General features: G+C 69.9%; 13 protein-coding genes. All 13 read right to left on the bottom strand.

What is annotated here, in order from left to right; genetic code table 11:
• Positions 1-30 precede the first annotated feature (30 nt).
• Complete coding sequence (locus G3I77_RS04625) at positions 31-315, bottom strand: YggT family protein (protein WP_030248691.1); 285 nt, start codon at positions 313-315, stop codon at positions 31-33.
• 59 nt (positions 316-374) lie between these two features.
• Positions 375-1,016 carry a cell division protein SepF gene (locus G3I77_RS04620; protein ID WP_102907744.1) on the bottom strand — a complete coding sequence of 214 codons (642 nt, stop codon included), beginning with the start codon at positions 1,014-1,016 and terminating at the stop codon, positions 375-377.
• Between the two features lie 129 nt (positions 1,017-1,145).
• The gene (locus G3I77_RS04615) at positions 1,146-1,865 is read right to left on the bottom strand and encodes a YggS family pyridoxal phosphate-dependent enzyme (RefSeq protein WP_248501250.1); all 720 of its coding nucleotides are present in this window, start codon (positions 1,863-1,865) and stop codon (positions 1,146-1,148) included.
• Positions 1,866-1,871: 6 nt separating this feature from the next.
• Positions 1,872-2,603: a peptidoglycan editing factor PgeF gene (pgeF, locus tag G3I77_RS04610; RefSeq protein WP_248501249.1), complete on the bottom strand. Its 732-nt coding sequence runs from the start codon at positions 2,601-2,603 to the stop codon at positions 1,872-1,874.
• 10 nt (positions 2,604-2,613) lie between these two features.
• Positions 2,614-3,807 carry a cell division protein FtsZ gene (ftsZ, locus tag G3I77_RS04605; RefSeq protein ID WP_248501248.1) on the bottom strand — a complete coding sequence of 398 codons (1,194 nt, stop codon included), beginning with the start codon at positions 3,805-3,807 and terminating at the stop codon, positions 2,614-2,616.
• A gap of 288 nt (positions 3,808-4,095) precedes the next feature.
• Positions 4,096-4,890: an FtsQ-type POTRA domain-containing protein gene (locus tag G3I77_RS04600; RefSeq protein WP_248501247.1), complete on the bottom strand. Its 795-nt coding sequence runs from the start codon at positions 4,888-4,890 to the stop codon at positions 4,096-4,098.
• Between the two features lie 25 nt (positions 4,891-4,915).
• The gene (gene murG, locus G3I77_RS04595) at positions 4,916-6,013 is read right to left on the bottom strand and encodes an undecaprenyldiphospho-muramoylpentapeptide beta-N-acetylglucosaminyltransferase (protein ID WP_215122034.1); all 1,098 of its coding nucleotides are present in this window, start codon (positions 6,011-6,013) and stop codon (positions 4,916-4,918) included.
• Between the two features lie 6 nt (positions 6,014-6,019).
• The gene (ftsW, locus tag G3I77_RS04590) at positions 6,020-7,384 is read right to left on the bottom strand and encodes a putative lipid II flippase FtsW (RefSeq protein ID WP_248501246.1); all 1,365 of its coding nucleotides are present in this window, start codon (positions 7,382-7,384) and stop codon (positions 6,020-6,022) included.
• Positions 7,385-7,520: 136 nt separating this feature from the next.
• A complete protein-coding gene (murD, locus tag G3I77_RS04585; RefSeq protein WP_248501245.1) occupies positions 7,521-8,963 on the bottom strand; it encodes a UDP-N-acetylmuramoyl-L-alanine--D-glutamate ligase in 1,443 nt (480 codons plus the stop codon).
• Positions 8,945-10,036 carry a phospho-N-acetylmuramoyl-pentapeptide-transferase gene (gene mraY / locus G3I77_RS04580; protein WP_248501460.1) on the bottom strand — a complete coding sequence of 364 codons (1,092 nt, stop codon included), beginning with the start codon at positions 10,034-10,036 and terminating at the stop codon, positions 8,945-8,947. The genes murD and mraY overlap by 19 nt, the downstream gene beginning before the upstream one ends.
• Positions 10,036-11,451 (bottom strand): UDP-N-acetylmuramoyl-tripeptide--D-alanyl-D-alanine ligase, encoded by a 1,416-nt coding sequence (gene murF / locus G3I77_RS04575; protein WP_248501243.1) that lies wholly within the window; start codon positions 11,449-11,451, stop codon positions 10,036-10,038. Before murF ends, mraY begins: the two co-directional genes overlap by 1 nt.
• Positions 11,452-11,479: 28 nt before the next feature.
• The gene (locus G3I77_RS04570) at positions 11,480-13,000 is read right to left on the bottom strand and encodes a UDP-N-acetylmuramoyl-L-alanyl-D-glutamate--2,6-diaminopimelate ligase (protein ID WP_248501242.1); all 1,521 of its coding nucleotides are present in this window, start codon (positions 12,998-13,000) and stop codon (positions 11,480-11,482) included.
• 193 nt (positions 13,001-13,193) lie between these two features.
• A complete protein-coding gene (locus tag G3I77_RS04565) occupies positions 13,194-15,170 on the bottom strand; it encodes a penicillin-binding protein 2 (protein ID WP_308311357.1) in 1,977 nt (658 codons plus the stop codon).

Below are 15,170 nucleotides of genomic sequence, written 5' to 3'. Positions count from 1 at the left end.
ATTCGGCAAGACGGTAGGTCACATCGCTCATCACAGCCGGCTCACGATCGAGATCAGGATGTAGACGATGATCATCAGTACGAAGAAGGACAGGTCGAGCGCCACGCCCCCGAGACGCAGCGGCGGAATGACCCGCCGCAGAAGCTTGAGCGGTGGATCAGTGACAGTGTAGGTGGCCTCCAGAACGACCACCATCGCCTTGCCGGGTTGCCATGAGCGGGCGAACTGGAAGACATAGTCCATGACCAACCGGAAGATGAGCACGATGAGGAAGCACATCAGCGCGATGTAGACGACATCCAAAACCACGCTCATGATCTCTTGCTTCCCTCTCCCCTGTGCCTTACTCGGTACTGCTGTTCCGGTGGTGCGTCTCAGCTCTGGTTGAAGAACCCGCCCTCTGCGATGCGGGCCTTGTCCTCCGCCGTGACATCGACGTTAGCAGGCGACAACAGGAACACCTTCTGCGTCACCCGCTCGATACTGCCGTGAAGACCAAACACCAAACCTGCCGCAAAGTCGACAAGTCGCTTCGCATCTGTGTCATCCATCTCAGTCAGATTCATGATCACCGGGGTGCCTTCACGGAAGTGTTCCCCGATGGTACGGGCCTCGTTGTAGGTCCGCGGGTGAAGCGTGGTGATCCGGTAAGGCTCTCGTTCGGACACGACCTTGGGCATGATCACCGGTGCGTTCTTCTCCAGACTTGCGCGTTCTTGTGTGATGGACGCCACGGGTGCGATGCGCGCCGGGCGGCTGGATTCCGCGGGTAGCGAAGCGGAGCGGGCGGCCGGTTCGCGAGGCGCGGGCGGCTGTACGACTCGTACCTCTTCGTCCCTTTGGGGCTGATGTGATACGTGCGGCTGGTGGGACGGCTCGTGCCGTCGGTGGTCCCGCTCGGGCTCCGGGTCCAGTTCGGGTTCGAAGTCGTCGTCGGGGTCGAATCCGCGGCCGTCGTACCCATCGTCCTCCACGAGGCCGAGGTAGACCGCCATCTTGCGCATCGCGCCGGCCATGCTCTGAGTCCTCCGCTCTGTGGTGGATCGGCTGACGACTGCCAAGTGCCCGCGATCCACGTGGTCCTTGAATCCGCCTATCGGCGGCAATGACCATATTTTCTGCTGTGGTCCGACTTCTTGGCGACGTTACCCGAGCCTGGGGCGGACTCCGAGTACCGCGCTGCCGACGCGCACATGTGTCGCTCCGACCGCCACGGCCTGTTCGAGGTCCGTACTCATCCCTGCCGAGACCATGGTGGCAGCCGGATGACTCCGGCGCAGGTCGGTCGACAAAACCATCAACCGCTCGAAGGCCGCCCGTTCGCGTCCCGCGTATTCGCCGGTGAGCGGTGCGACGGTCATCAGTCCGTCGAGCCGGAGCCCCGGTGCCCCGGCCACGAGATCAGCCAACTCCCCGATTCCGCCGGGCCCGACACCGCCCCGCTCGCCCCGGCCGCTCTCACCGGCGTCGAGTGCGACCTGGAGAAGGCATCCCAGTTCGCGCCCGGCCCGGACGGCCTCCTTCGACAGAGCGGTGACGAGCTTGGAACGATCGACGGACTGCACGAAATCCGCGTATCCGACCACCGACCGCACCTTGTTGGTCTGGAGTTGACCCACGAAGTGCCATGTCAGGGGCAGATCCGAGCAGGCCTCGGCCTTGGGGGCCGCGTCCTGGTCGCGGTTCTCGGCGACGTGCCGCACGCCGAGTTCCGCGAGGATCCGCACATCGCTCGCGGGGTAGGTCTTGGTGACCACGATCAGGGTCACCTCGTCGCGTGCCCGCCCCGCGGCCGCGCACGCGTCGGCGATGCGCCGTTCCACTTTCGCCAGATTCGCGGCGAGTTCGTCCTTACGGTCCGTCATGTCCTGTCAGTCCAGCCACACATAACCCGCGAGCCGACCCGTGGTGCGGTCGCGGCGGTACGAGAAGTGATCGCGCGACTCCAGCGTGCACACCGGCGACTGCTCCCGGTCGCGCACCCCGAGCCGTTCCAGCTGGGCGTGCACTCCGGCACTCACGTCGACCGCCGGTGTGCCCCAACTCGTCTCGGCGTACGCCGCCGGCTCGACGGCGGACACCTCGGCGCGCATCGCCTCGGGCACTTCGTAACACCGGCCGCAGACGGTGGGCCCGGTGCGGGCGATGATCCGGGAGGGCTCGGCGCCCAGTTCCGTCATCGCGCGTAGCGCGGCCGGGACGACTCCGGCGATCATGCCGGGCCGGCCCGCGTGGGCCGCGGCGGCGATCCCGGCGACGGGATCGGCGAGCAGCACCGGCACGCAGTCCGCGGTGAGCACGGCGAGGGCGAGCCCCCGGCGCGTGGTGACGATCGCGTCGACCGACGGGATCACGGTCGAAGATCCCCACGGTCCGTCCACCACCGCCACGTCGGCCCCGTGCACCTGGTTCATCCAGACGACCCGGTCCGGTTCGACGTCCAGGGCCTTGGCGGCCAGCTCCCTGTTGGTGCGTACGGCGCCGGGATCGTCGCCGACGGCTCCGCCGAGGTTGAGCTCCTCATACGGAGCGGCGCTCACCCCGCCCCACCGGTCGGTGAAGCCGAAGTGCGCGCCGCTCGCGCTTTCGCGCTGTCCTATCACGACTGAAGGATCACTTGAGGAAGTCCGGTACGTCCAGTTCCTCGGCCGCGCTGTCCGAGTAGGTCCGCGGCGCCGGCGGGACCGGCGGGGCGACCGGGATGTCCTTGACCGGCTCCGGCGCGGGCTCCGGGTCCTCCTTCGGGGTCACGCTGCCGAGCGATCCGAAGGACGGGCGGCTCTCCGCCTGCCGTACCGGGGTCGGCTCCTCGCGCTTGGCCGAGGACGAGCCGAGGACGTTGTCCCGCTTGGCGGGGGGCTGGCCGCCGTCGAAGCCGGCCGCGATCACGGTGACCCTGACCTCGTCACCGAGGGCGTCGTCGATCACCGCGCCGAAGATGATGTTGGCCTCGGGGTGGGCGGCCTCGCTCACCAGCTGGGCCGCCTCGTTGATCTCGAACAGACCGAGGTCGGAGCCGCCGGAGATGGAGAGCAGCACACCGCGGGCGCCGTCGATGGACGCCTCCAGCAGCGGCGAGGAGATCGCCATCTCGGCGGCGGCCACCGCGCGGTCGTCGCCGCGGGCCGAGCCGATGCCCATCAGGGCCGAGCCGGCCTCGGACATGACCGACTTGACGTCGGCGAAGTCGAGGTTGATGAGGCCCGGGGTGGTGATGAGGTCGGTGATGCCCTGGACACCGGAGAGCAGGACCTGGTCGGCCGACTTGAAGGCGTCCAGCACCGAGACCTGGCGGTCCGAGATGGACAGCAGCCGGTCGTTGGGGATGACGATGAGGGTGTCGACCTCTTCGCGGAGTTCGGCGATGCCGTCCTCGGCCTGGTTCGCGCGGCGCCGTCCCTCGAAAGTGAACGGGCGCGTGACCACACCGATGGTGAGGGCACCGAGCGAGCGGGCGATGTTGGCCACGACGGGCGCGCCGCCGGTGCCGGTGCCGCCGCCTTCACCGGCTGTCACGAAGACCATGTCGGCCCCCTTGAGGACCTCCTCGATCTCCTCGCGGTGGTCCTCGGCGGCCTTGCGGCCCACGGCCGGGTTGGCTCCGGCGCCGAGTCCGCGGGTGAGTTCACGGCCGACGTCCAGCTTGACGTCGGCGTCGCTCATCAACAGAGCTTGCGCGTCGGTGTTGATGGCGATGAACTCGACGCCCTTGAGACCGACCTCGATCATCCGGTTGATGGCATTGACACCACCGCCGCCGACACCGATGACTTTGATGACTGCGAGGTAGTTCTGCGGTGCTGCCACGTCGAAGGCCTCTCGCCTCGAGTTACGTGTCGCCGAATCACCGTGACGCCCTGCGCCCCGCGACCCGACGACTGATGCCGAATGGGACGGTCCGTATCGCCGACCCGAACCCTAACCCTGAAGTTTAGGGTTACCAGTGTGTCTGTTCCTTGGAGTCTTCTGAACAGGACACTAAGTCGACAAGTGGCGCACGTTCAACGAACACGCCGAACCTCCCGTTTTTCTTTTCACCCTATGTGATCAGCCGTAGCACTGCCCAACCAGGGTGCTGGCCTGCGCGGATGTGCGTCAACTCCGCGATGACGCGGGCGCGGTGGGGACGCTCACGTCGAAGTACCGCGCGCCGGACGAGGCTTTCATCAGAGCGGTGAGCGTGCGGGCCTTCGCGGCACCCTTCTCGCTGCTTCCCCAGAGGACGGTGCGACCGTCCGTCAACTCCAGTGAGATGTCGTCGTAGGAACGGACCTTGACGGTCCGTGTCCCGCGCGCGACGGCGTCCGGAACCGCACGGGCGACGCCGACCGCCTCGCGCACCAGCCGGGACTCGCCGAAGCGGCGCAGGCTCGCGGCGGCGGAGCTGGACCGGGAGAGCGTCAATTCCAGTGCGGGGACGCCTTTCGGGGCTTCGGAAACCGTGGCGAAGCGGACACCTTCATCGTCCACTTCGACGAACTTTCCGCCCTTTTGGACAATCAGAACCGGAGTCCGTTCAACCACTTTCAGGTCGATTCCGCGAGGCCAGGAACGGACCACGTCAACCGCGTCAATTCGGGGCAATTTCCGGCGCAGTCGCGTCTCGATCTCATCGGTGTCGACGGAAATCAGCGGCTTCCCGAGCGGAACCTCGGCGGCGGCCTCGACCTGAGCTGGCGTCAGGACCCGGGTGCCGGACACGGAGACGTGCTCGGCGCGCAGCCAGTCGGAGCCGTAGAACAGCCAGACCGTCGGGATGCCGAGGAAGACCAGGGCGAGGCCCAGGAGGACGATCGCGCGGAGCCGGGCCCGCCGCGACCGCAGGCGGGGCGGCGGGCCGGACGACTCCTGCTGGCGTTCACCGCGCTCGGCGGTGGTCGATCCGGCCACGCTCCCTGCCTTCCGTCATACAGTCCTATCGGTGTGCACGGCTGGCGGCGATCGCCTCGTACACCATGCCGACGAGCAGGTCGTCGGCGTCCCGGCGGCCGAACTCGGCGGCGGAGCGGGACATCTGGTACAGCCGGTGCGGGTCGGCGAGCACGGGCAGGACGTTCTGCTGGACCCATTCGGGGGTCAGCTCCGCGTCGTCGACCAGCAGTCCGCCGCCGGCCTTGACCACCGGCTGGGCATTGAGCCGCTGTTCGCCGTTACCGATGGGCAGCGGGACGTAGGCGGCCGGAAGCCCGACGGCGGAGAGTTCGGCGACGGTCATCGCGCCGGCGCGGCAGAGCATCATGTCGGCCGCGGCGTACGCGAGGTCCATCCGGTCCAGGTAACTTACCGGGATGTAGGGGGGCATCCCCGGCATCTGGTGGACCTGCGGCAGTTCGTTCTTCGGGCCGACCGCGTGCAGGATCTGGATTCCGGCCTGCTGGAGCCAGGGCGCGACCTGCTGGACGACCTCGTTCAGCCGGCGGGCGCCCTGGGAGCCACCGGTGACCAGCAGCGTGGGCAGGTTCGGGTCGAGACCGAACGCGGCCCGGGCCTCGGGGCGTACGGCGGCCCGGTCGAGCGTGGCGATGGAACGGCGCAGCGGGATGCCGATGTAGCGGGCGCCCCGCAGCTTGCTGTCGGGCGTGGAGACGGCGACCTGGCTGGCGTAGCGCGAACCGATCTTGTTGGCCAGCCCCGGGCGGGCGTTGGCCTCGTGGATCACGATCGGCACCCCGAGGCGCTTGGCCGCGAGGTAGCCGGGCAGGGCGACATAGCCGCCGAAGCCCACCACGGCGTCCGCCTTGGTGCGCTCCAGGATCTGCTCCGTAGCCTTGATCGTGCCGCGCAGCCGGCCCGGGACGGTGATCAGCTCGGGGGTGGGCTTGCGCGGCAGCGGCACGGCGGGGATCAGCGCGAGTTCGTACCCACGCTCGGGGACGAGACGTGTCTCGAGGCCTCGCTCCGTGCCCAGGGCCGTGATGCCCACGCTCGGGTCCTGCCTGCGCAGGGCGTCCGCGAGGGCGAGCGCGGGCTCGATGTGGCCCGCGGTTCCCCCGCCGGCGAGTACGACATGCACCGAAATTCACCGCTCTCCGGACGAGCGCGCCGCCGAGGCGCGCCGTCGCATCGTGTTCCATCTCCGGGGACTCCGCTTGGAACCGGTGCCCCCAGCCCCCCGCTTTCTACCAAAGCGGGGTTGCCGCATCGCAAGCGCCGCCCGCGCAGCGGGCTCGTCGCGCGCGAAGGCGATCAGCAGCCCGATGGCGAACATGGTCGGCAGCAGGGCGGATCCTCCGTAGGAGAACAGCGGGAGGGGGACACCGGCGATCGGCAGCAGACCGAGCACCGCACCGATGTTGATCACGGCCTGGGCCGTGATCCAGGTGGTCACGCCTCCCGCGGCATACCTCACGAACGGGTCCTCCGTGCGTCCGGCCACGCGGATACCCGCATAGCCTAGAGCCGCGAAGAGGGCGAGTACCGACAGCGTCCCCGCCAGGCCCAGTTCCTCACCGGTGACGGCGAAGATGAAGTCGGTGTGGGCTTCGGGGAGTTGGCCCCATTTCTCCACACTCGCGCCCAGTCCGGAACCGAAGATTCCGCCCGAGGCCAGGGCGTAGATCCCGTGCACGGCCTGCCAGCAGTCGACGGGCCCCGACTGGGGTTCGGTGGCGCCCAGGCACTGCAGGCGGGCCATGCGGTTGGCGCTGGTCTTGATCAGGATCAGGCCGAGGACGGCGGCGATCGACAGCACCCCGGCGAACAGCCGCGTGGGGGCACCGGCCAGCCAGAGCAGGCCGAACAGGATGGCCGTGAGGATGATCGCGGTGCCCATGTCGCCGCCGATCATGATCAGACCGAGCAGCATGAAGGCGGCCGGGACCAGCGGCACGAGCATGTGCTTCCACTGGGTCAGCAGCTTCCTGTCCTGCTTGCGGGCGAGCAGGTCGGCGCCCCACAGCACGAGGGCGAGCTTGCCGAACTCGCTGGGCTGGATCTGGAAGGAGCCGCCGAGGGCGATCCAGTTCTGGTTGCCGTTGACCGACACCCCTATCCCGGGGACCTGCACCAGCACCATGAGGACGACGGCACCCGCGAGGATGGGATAGGCGAGCGCCCGGTGCAGTTTCACCGGCATCCGCGAGGCCGCGAGCAGCAGACCGGCGCCGATCCCCGCCGCGAGCAACTGCTTGCGGAAGAAGTACGAACCCGGCAGCGACATCTGCAGCGCGGTGATCTGGGAGGCCGAGTAGACCATCACCAGGCCCAGCACGGTGATCAGCAGACTGCCGCCGAGGATCAGGTAGTAGGCGGTCAGCGGCCGGTCCCAGCCCCTGCGCGCACGCATGTAGAGGCCCAGGACGCCGTTCTCACGCGCGAGCCGTGGCGCGACGGCGCGCTTGGGGGCGCGTGGGGTCGGAGGCCGTCCGGTGCGGCTGGTGGGCATCGCCGCTCACCCTGCCATGCCGGAGGGGACCGTTGCGCGGTGAACGCCCCCAGGCCGCTCGGGCACCAGCCACATCCGTGTCACGCGTCCCTCCCAGGTACGCCCGGCACCGCCGCCAGGGCGAGGCGGACCCGGGTCAGCCGTCGACGGAGCCGAGCTCACGAACGGCGTCCGCGAAAGCGTCCCCGCGCTTGTTGTAGTTGGCGAACATGTCCATGGAGGCACAGGCCGGGGCCAGCAGCACCGTGTCGCCGGGCTGTGCGAGCCGACGCGCCTCCTGGACCGCCGCGCGCATCGCCCCAGTGTCGGTCCGGTCGAGGTCGACGACGGGTACCTGCGGGGCGTGTCGCGCGAGGGCTTCCCGGATGAGCGCGCGGTCGGCGCCGATCAGCACGGCACCCCGCAGCCGCTGCGCCGACTTGGCGACCAGTTCGTCGAAGGTCGCGCCCTTCGCGAGCCCGCCCGCGATCCACACGATCGGCTCGTACGCCGCCAACGAGGCTTCCGCCGCATGCGTGTTGGTGGCCTTGGAGTCGTCGACGTAGGCGACCCCGTCCACGTCCGCCACGTGCGCGATGCGGTGCGCGTCCGGGGTGAACGCCCGCAGGCCGTCCCGTACGGCGCCGGCGGGCACGCCGTAGGCGCGGGCGAGGGCCGCCGCCGCGAGGGCGTTGGCGATGTTGTGCGGGGCCGGCGGGTTGACGTCGGCGACCTCGGCGAGTTCCTGGGCGTTCTTCTGCCGGTTCTCGACGAAGGCGCGGTCGACCAGGATGCCCTCCACGACGCCGAGTTGGGACGGCGCCGGGGTGCCCAGCGTGAAGCCGACGGCCCGGCAGCCCTCCTCGACGTCGGCCGCGCGGACCAGGTCCTCGGTGGCCTTGTCGGCGGCGTTGTAGACGCAGGCGACGCCATTGCCCTCGTAGATGCGGCCCTTGTCGGCGGCGTACGCCTCCATGGAGCCGTGCCAGTCGAGGTGGTCGGGGGCGAGGTTCAGCACGGCGGCGGAGTGGGCACGCAGGGACGGCGCCCAGTGCAGCTGGTAGCTGGAGAGCTCCACGGCCAGGACGTCGTACTGCTCTTCGCCGAGGACCGCGTCCAGCAGGGAGACTCCGATGTTGCCGACGGCGGCCGTGCGCAGGCCGGCCGCCTTCAGGATCGACGCCAGCATCTGGACGGTGGTGGTCTTGCCGTTGGTGCCGGTGACGGCGAGCCAGGGGGCGGCGTCGGGGCCGCGCAGGCGCCAGGCCAGTTCGACATCGCCCCAGACGGGAACGTCTGCCCGCGCCGCCGCCGCGAACAGCGGCTTGTCCGGCTTCCAGCCGGGCGCGGTGACGATCAGCTCGGTGCCCTCCGGCAGGGTGTCGCCGTCCCCGAGGCGCACGGTGACGCCGAGCGCCTCCAGGTCGGCCGCCTGCGCCCGCGCGCGCTCGTCGTCGCCGTCGTTGACGACCGTGACGAGGGCGCCGAGGCCGTGCAGCACCTTGGCCGCCGGGACGCCGGAGACGCCGAGCCCGGCGACGGTGACGTGCTTGCCCTGGAAGTCGAAGGGCTCCGAGGAGGTCACTTGTCCGCTGCCCATCCTGCGTAGAAGAGGCCAAGGCCGACGATCACACAAATGCCCTGGATGATCCAGAAGCGGACCACGACGAGCACTTCGGACCAGCCCTTGAGTTCGAAGTGGTGCTGGAGTGGCGCCATCCGGAAGACGCGCTTGCCCGTGAGCTTGAAGGAGCCGACCTGGATGACCACCGACATGGTGATCAGGACGAACAGGCCGCCGAGGAGGGCGATCAGCAGCTCGGTGCGGGAGCAGATCGCGAGGCCGGCGAGCACACCGCCGAGCGCGAGCGAACCGGTGTCACCCATGAAGATCTTGGCCGGCGAGGTGTTCCACCACAGGAACCCGAGGCAGGCGCCCATCAGCGCGGAGGCCACCACCGCGAGGTCGAGGGGGTCCCGCACCTCGAAGCAGGCGCCCGGGTTGGTCAGCGTCTGCGCGTTGGCGCAGGACTCCTGGAACTGCCAGACGCCGATGAAGGTGTAGGCACCGAAGACGAGCACCGAGGCGCCGGTGGCCAGACCGTCCAGACCGTCGGTCAGGTTCACGCCGTTCGACATCGCCAGAATCATGAACAGCGCCCAGACCACGAACAGCACGGGGCCGATCGTCCAGCCGAAGTCCGTGATGAACGACAGCTTCGTGGAGGCCGGGGTGTTGCCGCGGTTGTCCGCGAACTGCAGCGACAGCACCGCGAAAGTGATGCCGACGATCAGCTGGCCGGCCATCTTCGCCTTGGCGCGCAGGCCGAGCGAACGCCGCTTGACGATCTTGATGTAGTCGTCGAGGAAGCCGACCAGGCCCATGCCGACCATCAGGCCGAGCACCAGCAGGCCCGAGAAGGTCGGCGCCGCGTCGACGTCCGGGTCCAGATAGCCCGTGATCACCTTGGCCAGGAAGTACGCGGCGACGGTCGCCAGGATGAAGGCGATACCGCCCATGGTCGGCGTACCGCGCTTGCTGGCGTGCTCGCGCGGGCCGTCGTCGCGGATGTACTGGCCGTAGCCCTTGCGCGCGAGGAGCTTGATCAGCAGCGGGGTGCCGACCAGCGTCAGGAAGAGGCCAATGACTCCTGCGAACAGGATCTGCTTCATCATCGGGCGGAAACCTCACCCTCGGCACCGGTCTCGAGCAGCGCCTGGGCAACGCTCTCGAGGCCGACCGAACGGGACGCCTTCACGAGCACGACGTCCCCCGGGCGCAACTCGCTGCGCAACAGGTCGACCGCCGCCTGTGCGTCGGACACGTGCACCGACTCCTCACCCCACGAACCCTCGTTATATGCGCCCAGTTGCAGCCAGGCGGCTTCCCTGCCACCGACCGCGACGAGCTTGCTGACGTTGAGCCGGACGGCGAGCCGTCCGACCGCGTCGTGCTCGGCGAGAGCCTCGTCCCCGAGCTCGGCCATCTTGCCGAGCACCGCCCACGTACGACGCCCCCTGCCCATTGCCGCGAGCGCGCGCAGAGCGGCTCGCATGGACTCGGGGTTCGCGTTGTAGGCGTCGTTGACGACCGTCACGCCGTCCGGGCGCTCGGTGACCTCCATCCGCCAGCGGGAGAGGGAGCCCGCCTCGGAGAGCGCGACGGCGATCTCGTCAGCGGACATGCCCAACTCGTGGGCGACGGCGGCCGCGGCGAGCGCGTTCGACACGTGGTGCTCACCGTACAGGCGCATGGTCACATCGCTTGCACCGGAGGGTGTGTGAAGCCTGAACGAAGGCTGTCCGGTGTCCGTGAGTCGCACGTTCTCGGCGCGAACGTCCCCTTCGCCGGACTCTCCGAAAAGAAGCACCTTCGCCTTCGTACGGGAGGCCATGGCCCGTACGTAAGGGTCGTCCGCGTTGAGGATCGCGGTGCCGCCCTCGGCCTCGGACGGCAGGGACTCGACGAGTTCGCCCTTGGCCTGCGCGATCTGCTCGCGGCCGCCGAACTCGCCGATGTGGGCGCTGCCGACATTGAGGACGAGACCGACCTTCGGGGGCGTCAGGCCGGTGAGGTAGCGGATGTGCCCGATGCCGCGGGCGCCCATCTCCAGGACGAGGAACCTCGTCTCATCGGTGGCGCTGAGCGCGGTCAGCGGCAGCCCGATCTCGTTGTTGAGCGAGCCGGGCGTGAACACCGTGGGGGCCTTGCGCCGGAGCACCTGCGCGATGAGGTCCTTGGTGCTGGTCTTGCCCGCCGAGCCGGTGAGGGCGACGAGGGTGGCACCGAGACGCCGTACGACGTGGCGGGCGAGGGCGCCGAGGGCGGTCTGGACGTCGTCCACGACGATCGCGGGCACGCCGACGGGGCGGGTACCGAGCACGGCCACCGCTCCCGCCTCGATGACCGCCGCGGCGAAGTCGTGGCCGTCCACGCGCTCCCCGGCGAAGGCCACGAACAGGCTGCCCGGCCCCGCCTCCCTGGAGTCCCGGACGACCGGGCCGGTGACCTGGACGGACGGATCCGGTATGTCGTGCGTCTGCCCGCCGACGACTTCTGCGATCTCGGCGAGGGAGAGGGCGATCACAAGTTCATCCCCTGGGTCTTCTGGATTTTCATCCCTGGGTCTTCTGGATGGCTTCGCGGAGCACCTGGCGGTCGTCGAAGGGACGGACCACCCCGGCGATGTCCTGGCCCTGCTCGTGGCCCTTGCCCGCGACCAGCACGGTGTCGCCGGGTTCGGCGCGGGCGACGGCGGCGGCGATCGCGGCGGCCCGGTCCTCGAAGACCTGCACCTCGCCGCGCTCGTGGGCGGGCACGGACGCCGCGCCCTGGAGCATCGTGGCGAGGATCGCGAGGGGGTCCTCGCCGCGGGGGTTGTCGGAGGTCAGTGTGGCGGTGTCGGCGAGCCGGGCCGCCGCGGCGCCCATGGGCTGGCGCTTGGTCTTGTCCCGGTCGCCGCCGCAGCCGAGGACGATGTGCAGCTTGCCCTCGGTGACCTTGCGCAGGGCGCGCAGCACGGACTCGACGGCGTCGGTCTTGTGGGCGTAGTCGACGACCGCGAGATAGGCCTGTCCGGCGTCCACGCGCTCCAGGCGGCCCGGCACACCGGGGACGGCGGCGACCCCGTCGGCCGCGGACTGCGGGTCGAGGCCGGCGACGGCGAGGGCGACGATCGCGGCGAGGGTGTTGGCCACGTTGAAGGGCCCCGGCAGCGGCGACTTGGCGCTGATCCGCTCGCCCTTGGGGCCGATGACGGTGAACGTCGAGTCCAGCCGGCCGACCTCGACGTCCTCGGCGCGCCAGTCGGCGTCCGGGTGGCCCTCGGCGGAGTAGGTGACGACCGGGACGGTGGCTTCCTTCGCCAGCCTGCGGCCGTACTCGTCGTCGACGTTGACCACGCCGAGCTTGCCCCGTTTCGGGGTGAACAGCTGCGCCTTCGCCTGGAAGTAGTCCTCCATGCCGGAGTGGAACTCCATGTGTTCCGGGCTGAGGTTGGTGAAGACGCCGATGTCGAAGACGCAGCCGTCGACCCGGCCGAGGACCAGGGCGTGGCTGGAGACCTCCATGGCGACCGCGTCGACGCCGCGTTCGCGCATCACGGCGAACAGGGCCTGGAGGTCGGTGGCTTCGGGGGTGGTGCGCTCGGACTTGATGCGCTCGTCGCCGATGCGCATCTCGACCGTGCCGATCAGGCCGGTGGACCGAACCGTCTTCAGGCCGCCCTCGACGAGGTAGGCGGTGGTGGTCTTGCCGGAGGTGCCGGTGATGCCGATCTGGAGCAGGTCCCGGCCGGGGTGGCCGTAGATCGTGGCGGCCAGCTCGCCCATCTGTGCGCGGGGGTCGTCGACGACCAGGACCGGCAGCCCGGACGCGGCGGCGCGCTCGGCGCCGGTCGGGTCGGTCAGCACGGCGGCGGCGCCGAGGCCCGCGGCCTGGTTGACGAAGTCGGCGCCGTGCAGCCGGGCCCCGGGGAGGGCGGCGTACAGGTCACCGGGGCGTACGGCGCGCGAGTCATGGGTGATGCCCGTGACCTCGGCGGCGCTCTCCGGCGTGGAAGCACCCAGCTGATCGGCGAGTTCCGCGAGGGGTGTGGCGGAGACCTGCACCGGCCTGGGCGGCCCGGGGTATGTCACGGGGTGGCCCTTCTGGGTGATTTGGGACTGATCAGCGTGTGGCACGGCGGTGAGCGTACCGGGCGTACCCGCCTCCGGGCGAAGCGAGGGGCTGGAGCTGCTCTGATTCCCGGGGTCGGGGGTGATCGTTGTCACGGAGGCGGTCCTGGTGGCTCGGTGGGGCTGGGTGCTGATCAAGGCGTGTGGGCGCTGATCACTGCTTGAAGGAGACGGGCAGCTTCGCGGGCTTGGCGCCGGTCGGCGGGACCTGGAGGGACTTCAGTGCGAACTCCATGACCTTCTTGTAGACGGGTCCGCAGATCTGACCGCCGAAGTAGCTGCCCTGGGTGGCGTTCTGGATGGCGCAGTAGACGGTGACGCGGGGCTTGTCGGCGGGCGCGAACCCGGCGAACGACGAGGTGTAGCCGTGGTACTTGCCGGTGGCCGGATCCACGCGGTTGGCGGTACCCGTCTTGCCCGCGACGCGGTAGCCGGGGATGCGCGCCTTGGTGCCGGTGCCCTCCTCGTCGTCCACGACGGACTCCAGCATCTGGGCGAGGGTCTTCGCCGTCCTGTCGCTGACGACCCGGTTCTTCGCGGGCTTCGGGGCGGGTGTGAAGCGCCCGTCGGGGCCCTTGGTGCCCCGCACGAGGGTGGGTTCGACGCGGACGCCGCCGTTGGCGATGGTCGAGTACACGGAGGCCGCCTGCATGGCGTTGATGGAGACGCCCTGGCCGAAAGGGATCGTGTACTGCTGCGAGGTCGACCACTTGTCGGGCGGGGCGAGGATGCCCTTGGTCTCGCCGGGGAAGCCGAGCCCCGTGTAGCTGCCGAGGCCGAACTTGCGCAGGTAGTCGTAGAGGACCTTGTTGGCCTGGGCCTGGGTCCTGCCGAGCTGGCCGGTGGCGAGGATGGTGCCGATGTTGCTGGACTTGGCGAGGACGCCGTTGAGCGTCAGGTACCAGGTCGGGTGGTCGATGTCGTCCTTGAAGAGCCGGTCGCCGCGGTGCAGCCGGTTGGGCACGACCACGTGGGTCCCCGGTGTGGCCGCGTTCTCCTGGAGGACGGCGGCCATCGACATGACCTTGGCGGTGGAGCCGGGCTCGAAGGCGTCCTGGAGGGCGGCGTTCCCGAGGGCGGCCGGGTCGGCGTCCGACAGGTCGTTCGGATCGAAGCCGGGCGAGTTCGCCATGGCCAGGATCTGCCCGGTGCGGGTGTCCTGGACGATGACGTAGCCGCGGTCGGCCGCGGACTCCTTCACCTGCTCGCTGATGGCGTTCTGGGCGGCCCACTGGATGTCGCGGTCGATGGTGAGCTCGACGTCGCTGCCGGGGACGGCGGGGGTCTCGGTGGAGCCCGCCGTGGGCACGAGACGGCCGCCGGACTGGGCGTAGCGGATCTTGCCGTCCTTGCCGGCGAGCTGCTTGTTCAGCTGCAGCTCGATGCCGCCGCCGGGCTTGCCCTCGCCGTTGACCCAGCCCAGTATCCCGGCGGCGAGGTCCCCGCCCGGGTACACGCGCTTGCTGGTGGCCACGGAGAAGACGCCCGAGAGGACGTTGTGCGTGGACTTGTCCGTCTCCGCCTTCTTGGCCAGTGCCGACTTGAGGTCCTTGATCTGCTTCCAGACCTGCGGGGTCTGGCGGGAGGCCAGTTTGACGTAGCGCAGGGCCGTGTTCTTCGGCCGCAGCTTCTCGACCAGGTCTTCCTGCTCCTGGCCGAGGATCGGCGCGAGGAGGGCGGCCGCCTGCTCGGGCCCGTCCGCGATCTTCAGCATGTCGGGGGCGAACATGGTGGGGTCGGCGGTGATGTCGTAGGCGTCCTCGCTGGTCGCGAGGGCCACACCCGACCGGTCCGTGATCTCGCCGCGGTCCGCGGCCAGCACCTGCCCGACGTACCGGTTCTGTTCGGCCTTGGCGGCGTATGTGCTCGCGTCGACGGCCTGCACCTGGAAGAGCCGCACGACGAAGGCGGCCAGGACCAGGGTCAGCGCGAGTCCGACCAGGCGCAGGCGGGGGCGGGGGCTGCCGAGCCTCAGCGGTTTGGGTGCCGCGGGGCGGCCCTGTCCCGGCCGCCGGGCCGGACGGACCCCGGGGCCGGGACGGCGCCGGGCGTCGGGGCGGCGCCGGGCGTCGGGGCGGGCGGGCCTGGAGGGGCCGGGCACGCGGCGGCGTGGCGGTTGCCTGTCGGACAC

The sequence above is a fragment of the Streptomyces sp. D2-8 genome (assembly GCF_023184515.1).
Lineage (GTDB): Bacteria > Actinomycetota > Actinomycetes > Streptomycetales > Streptomycetaceae > Streptomyces.
This window is presented reverse-complemented; position numbering and strand designations above follow the sequence as displayed.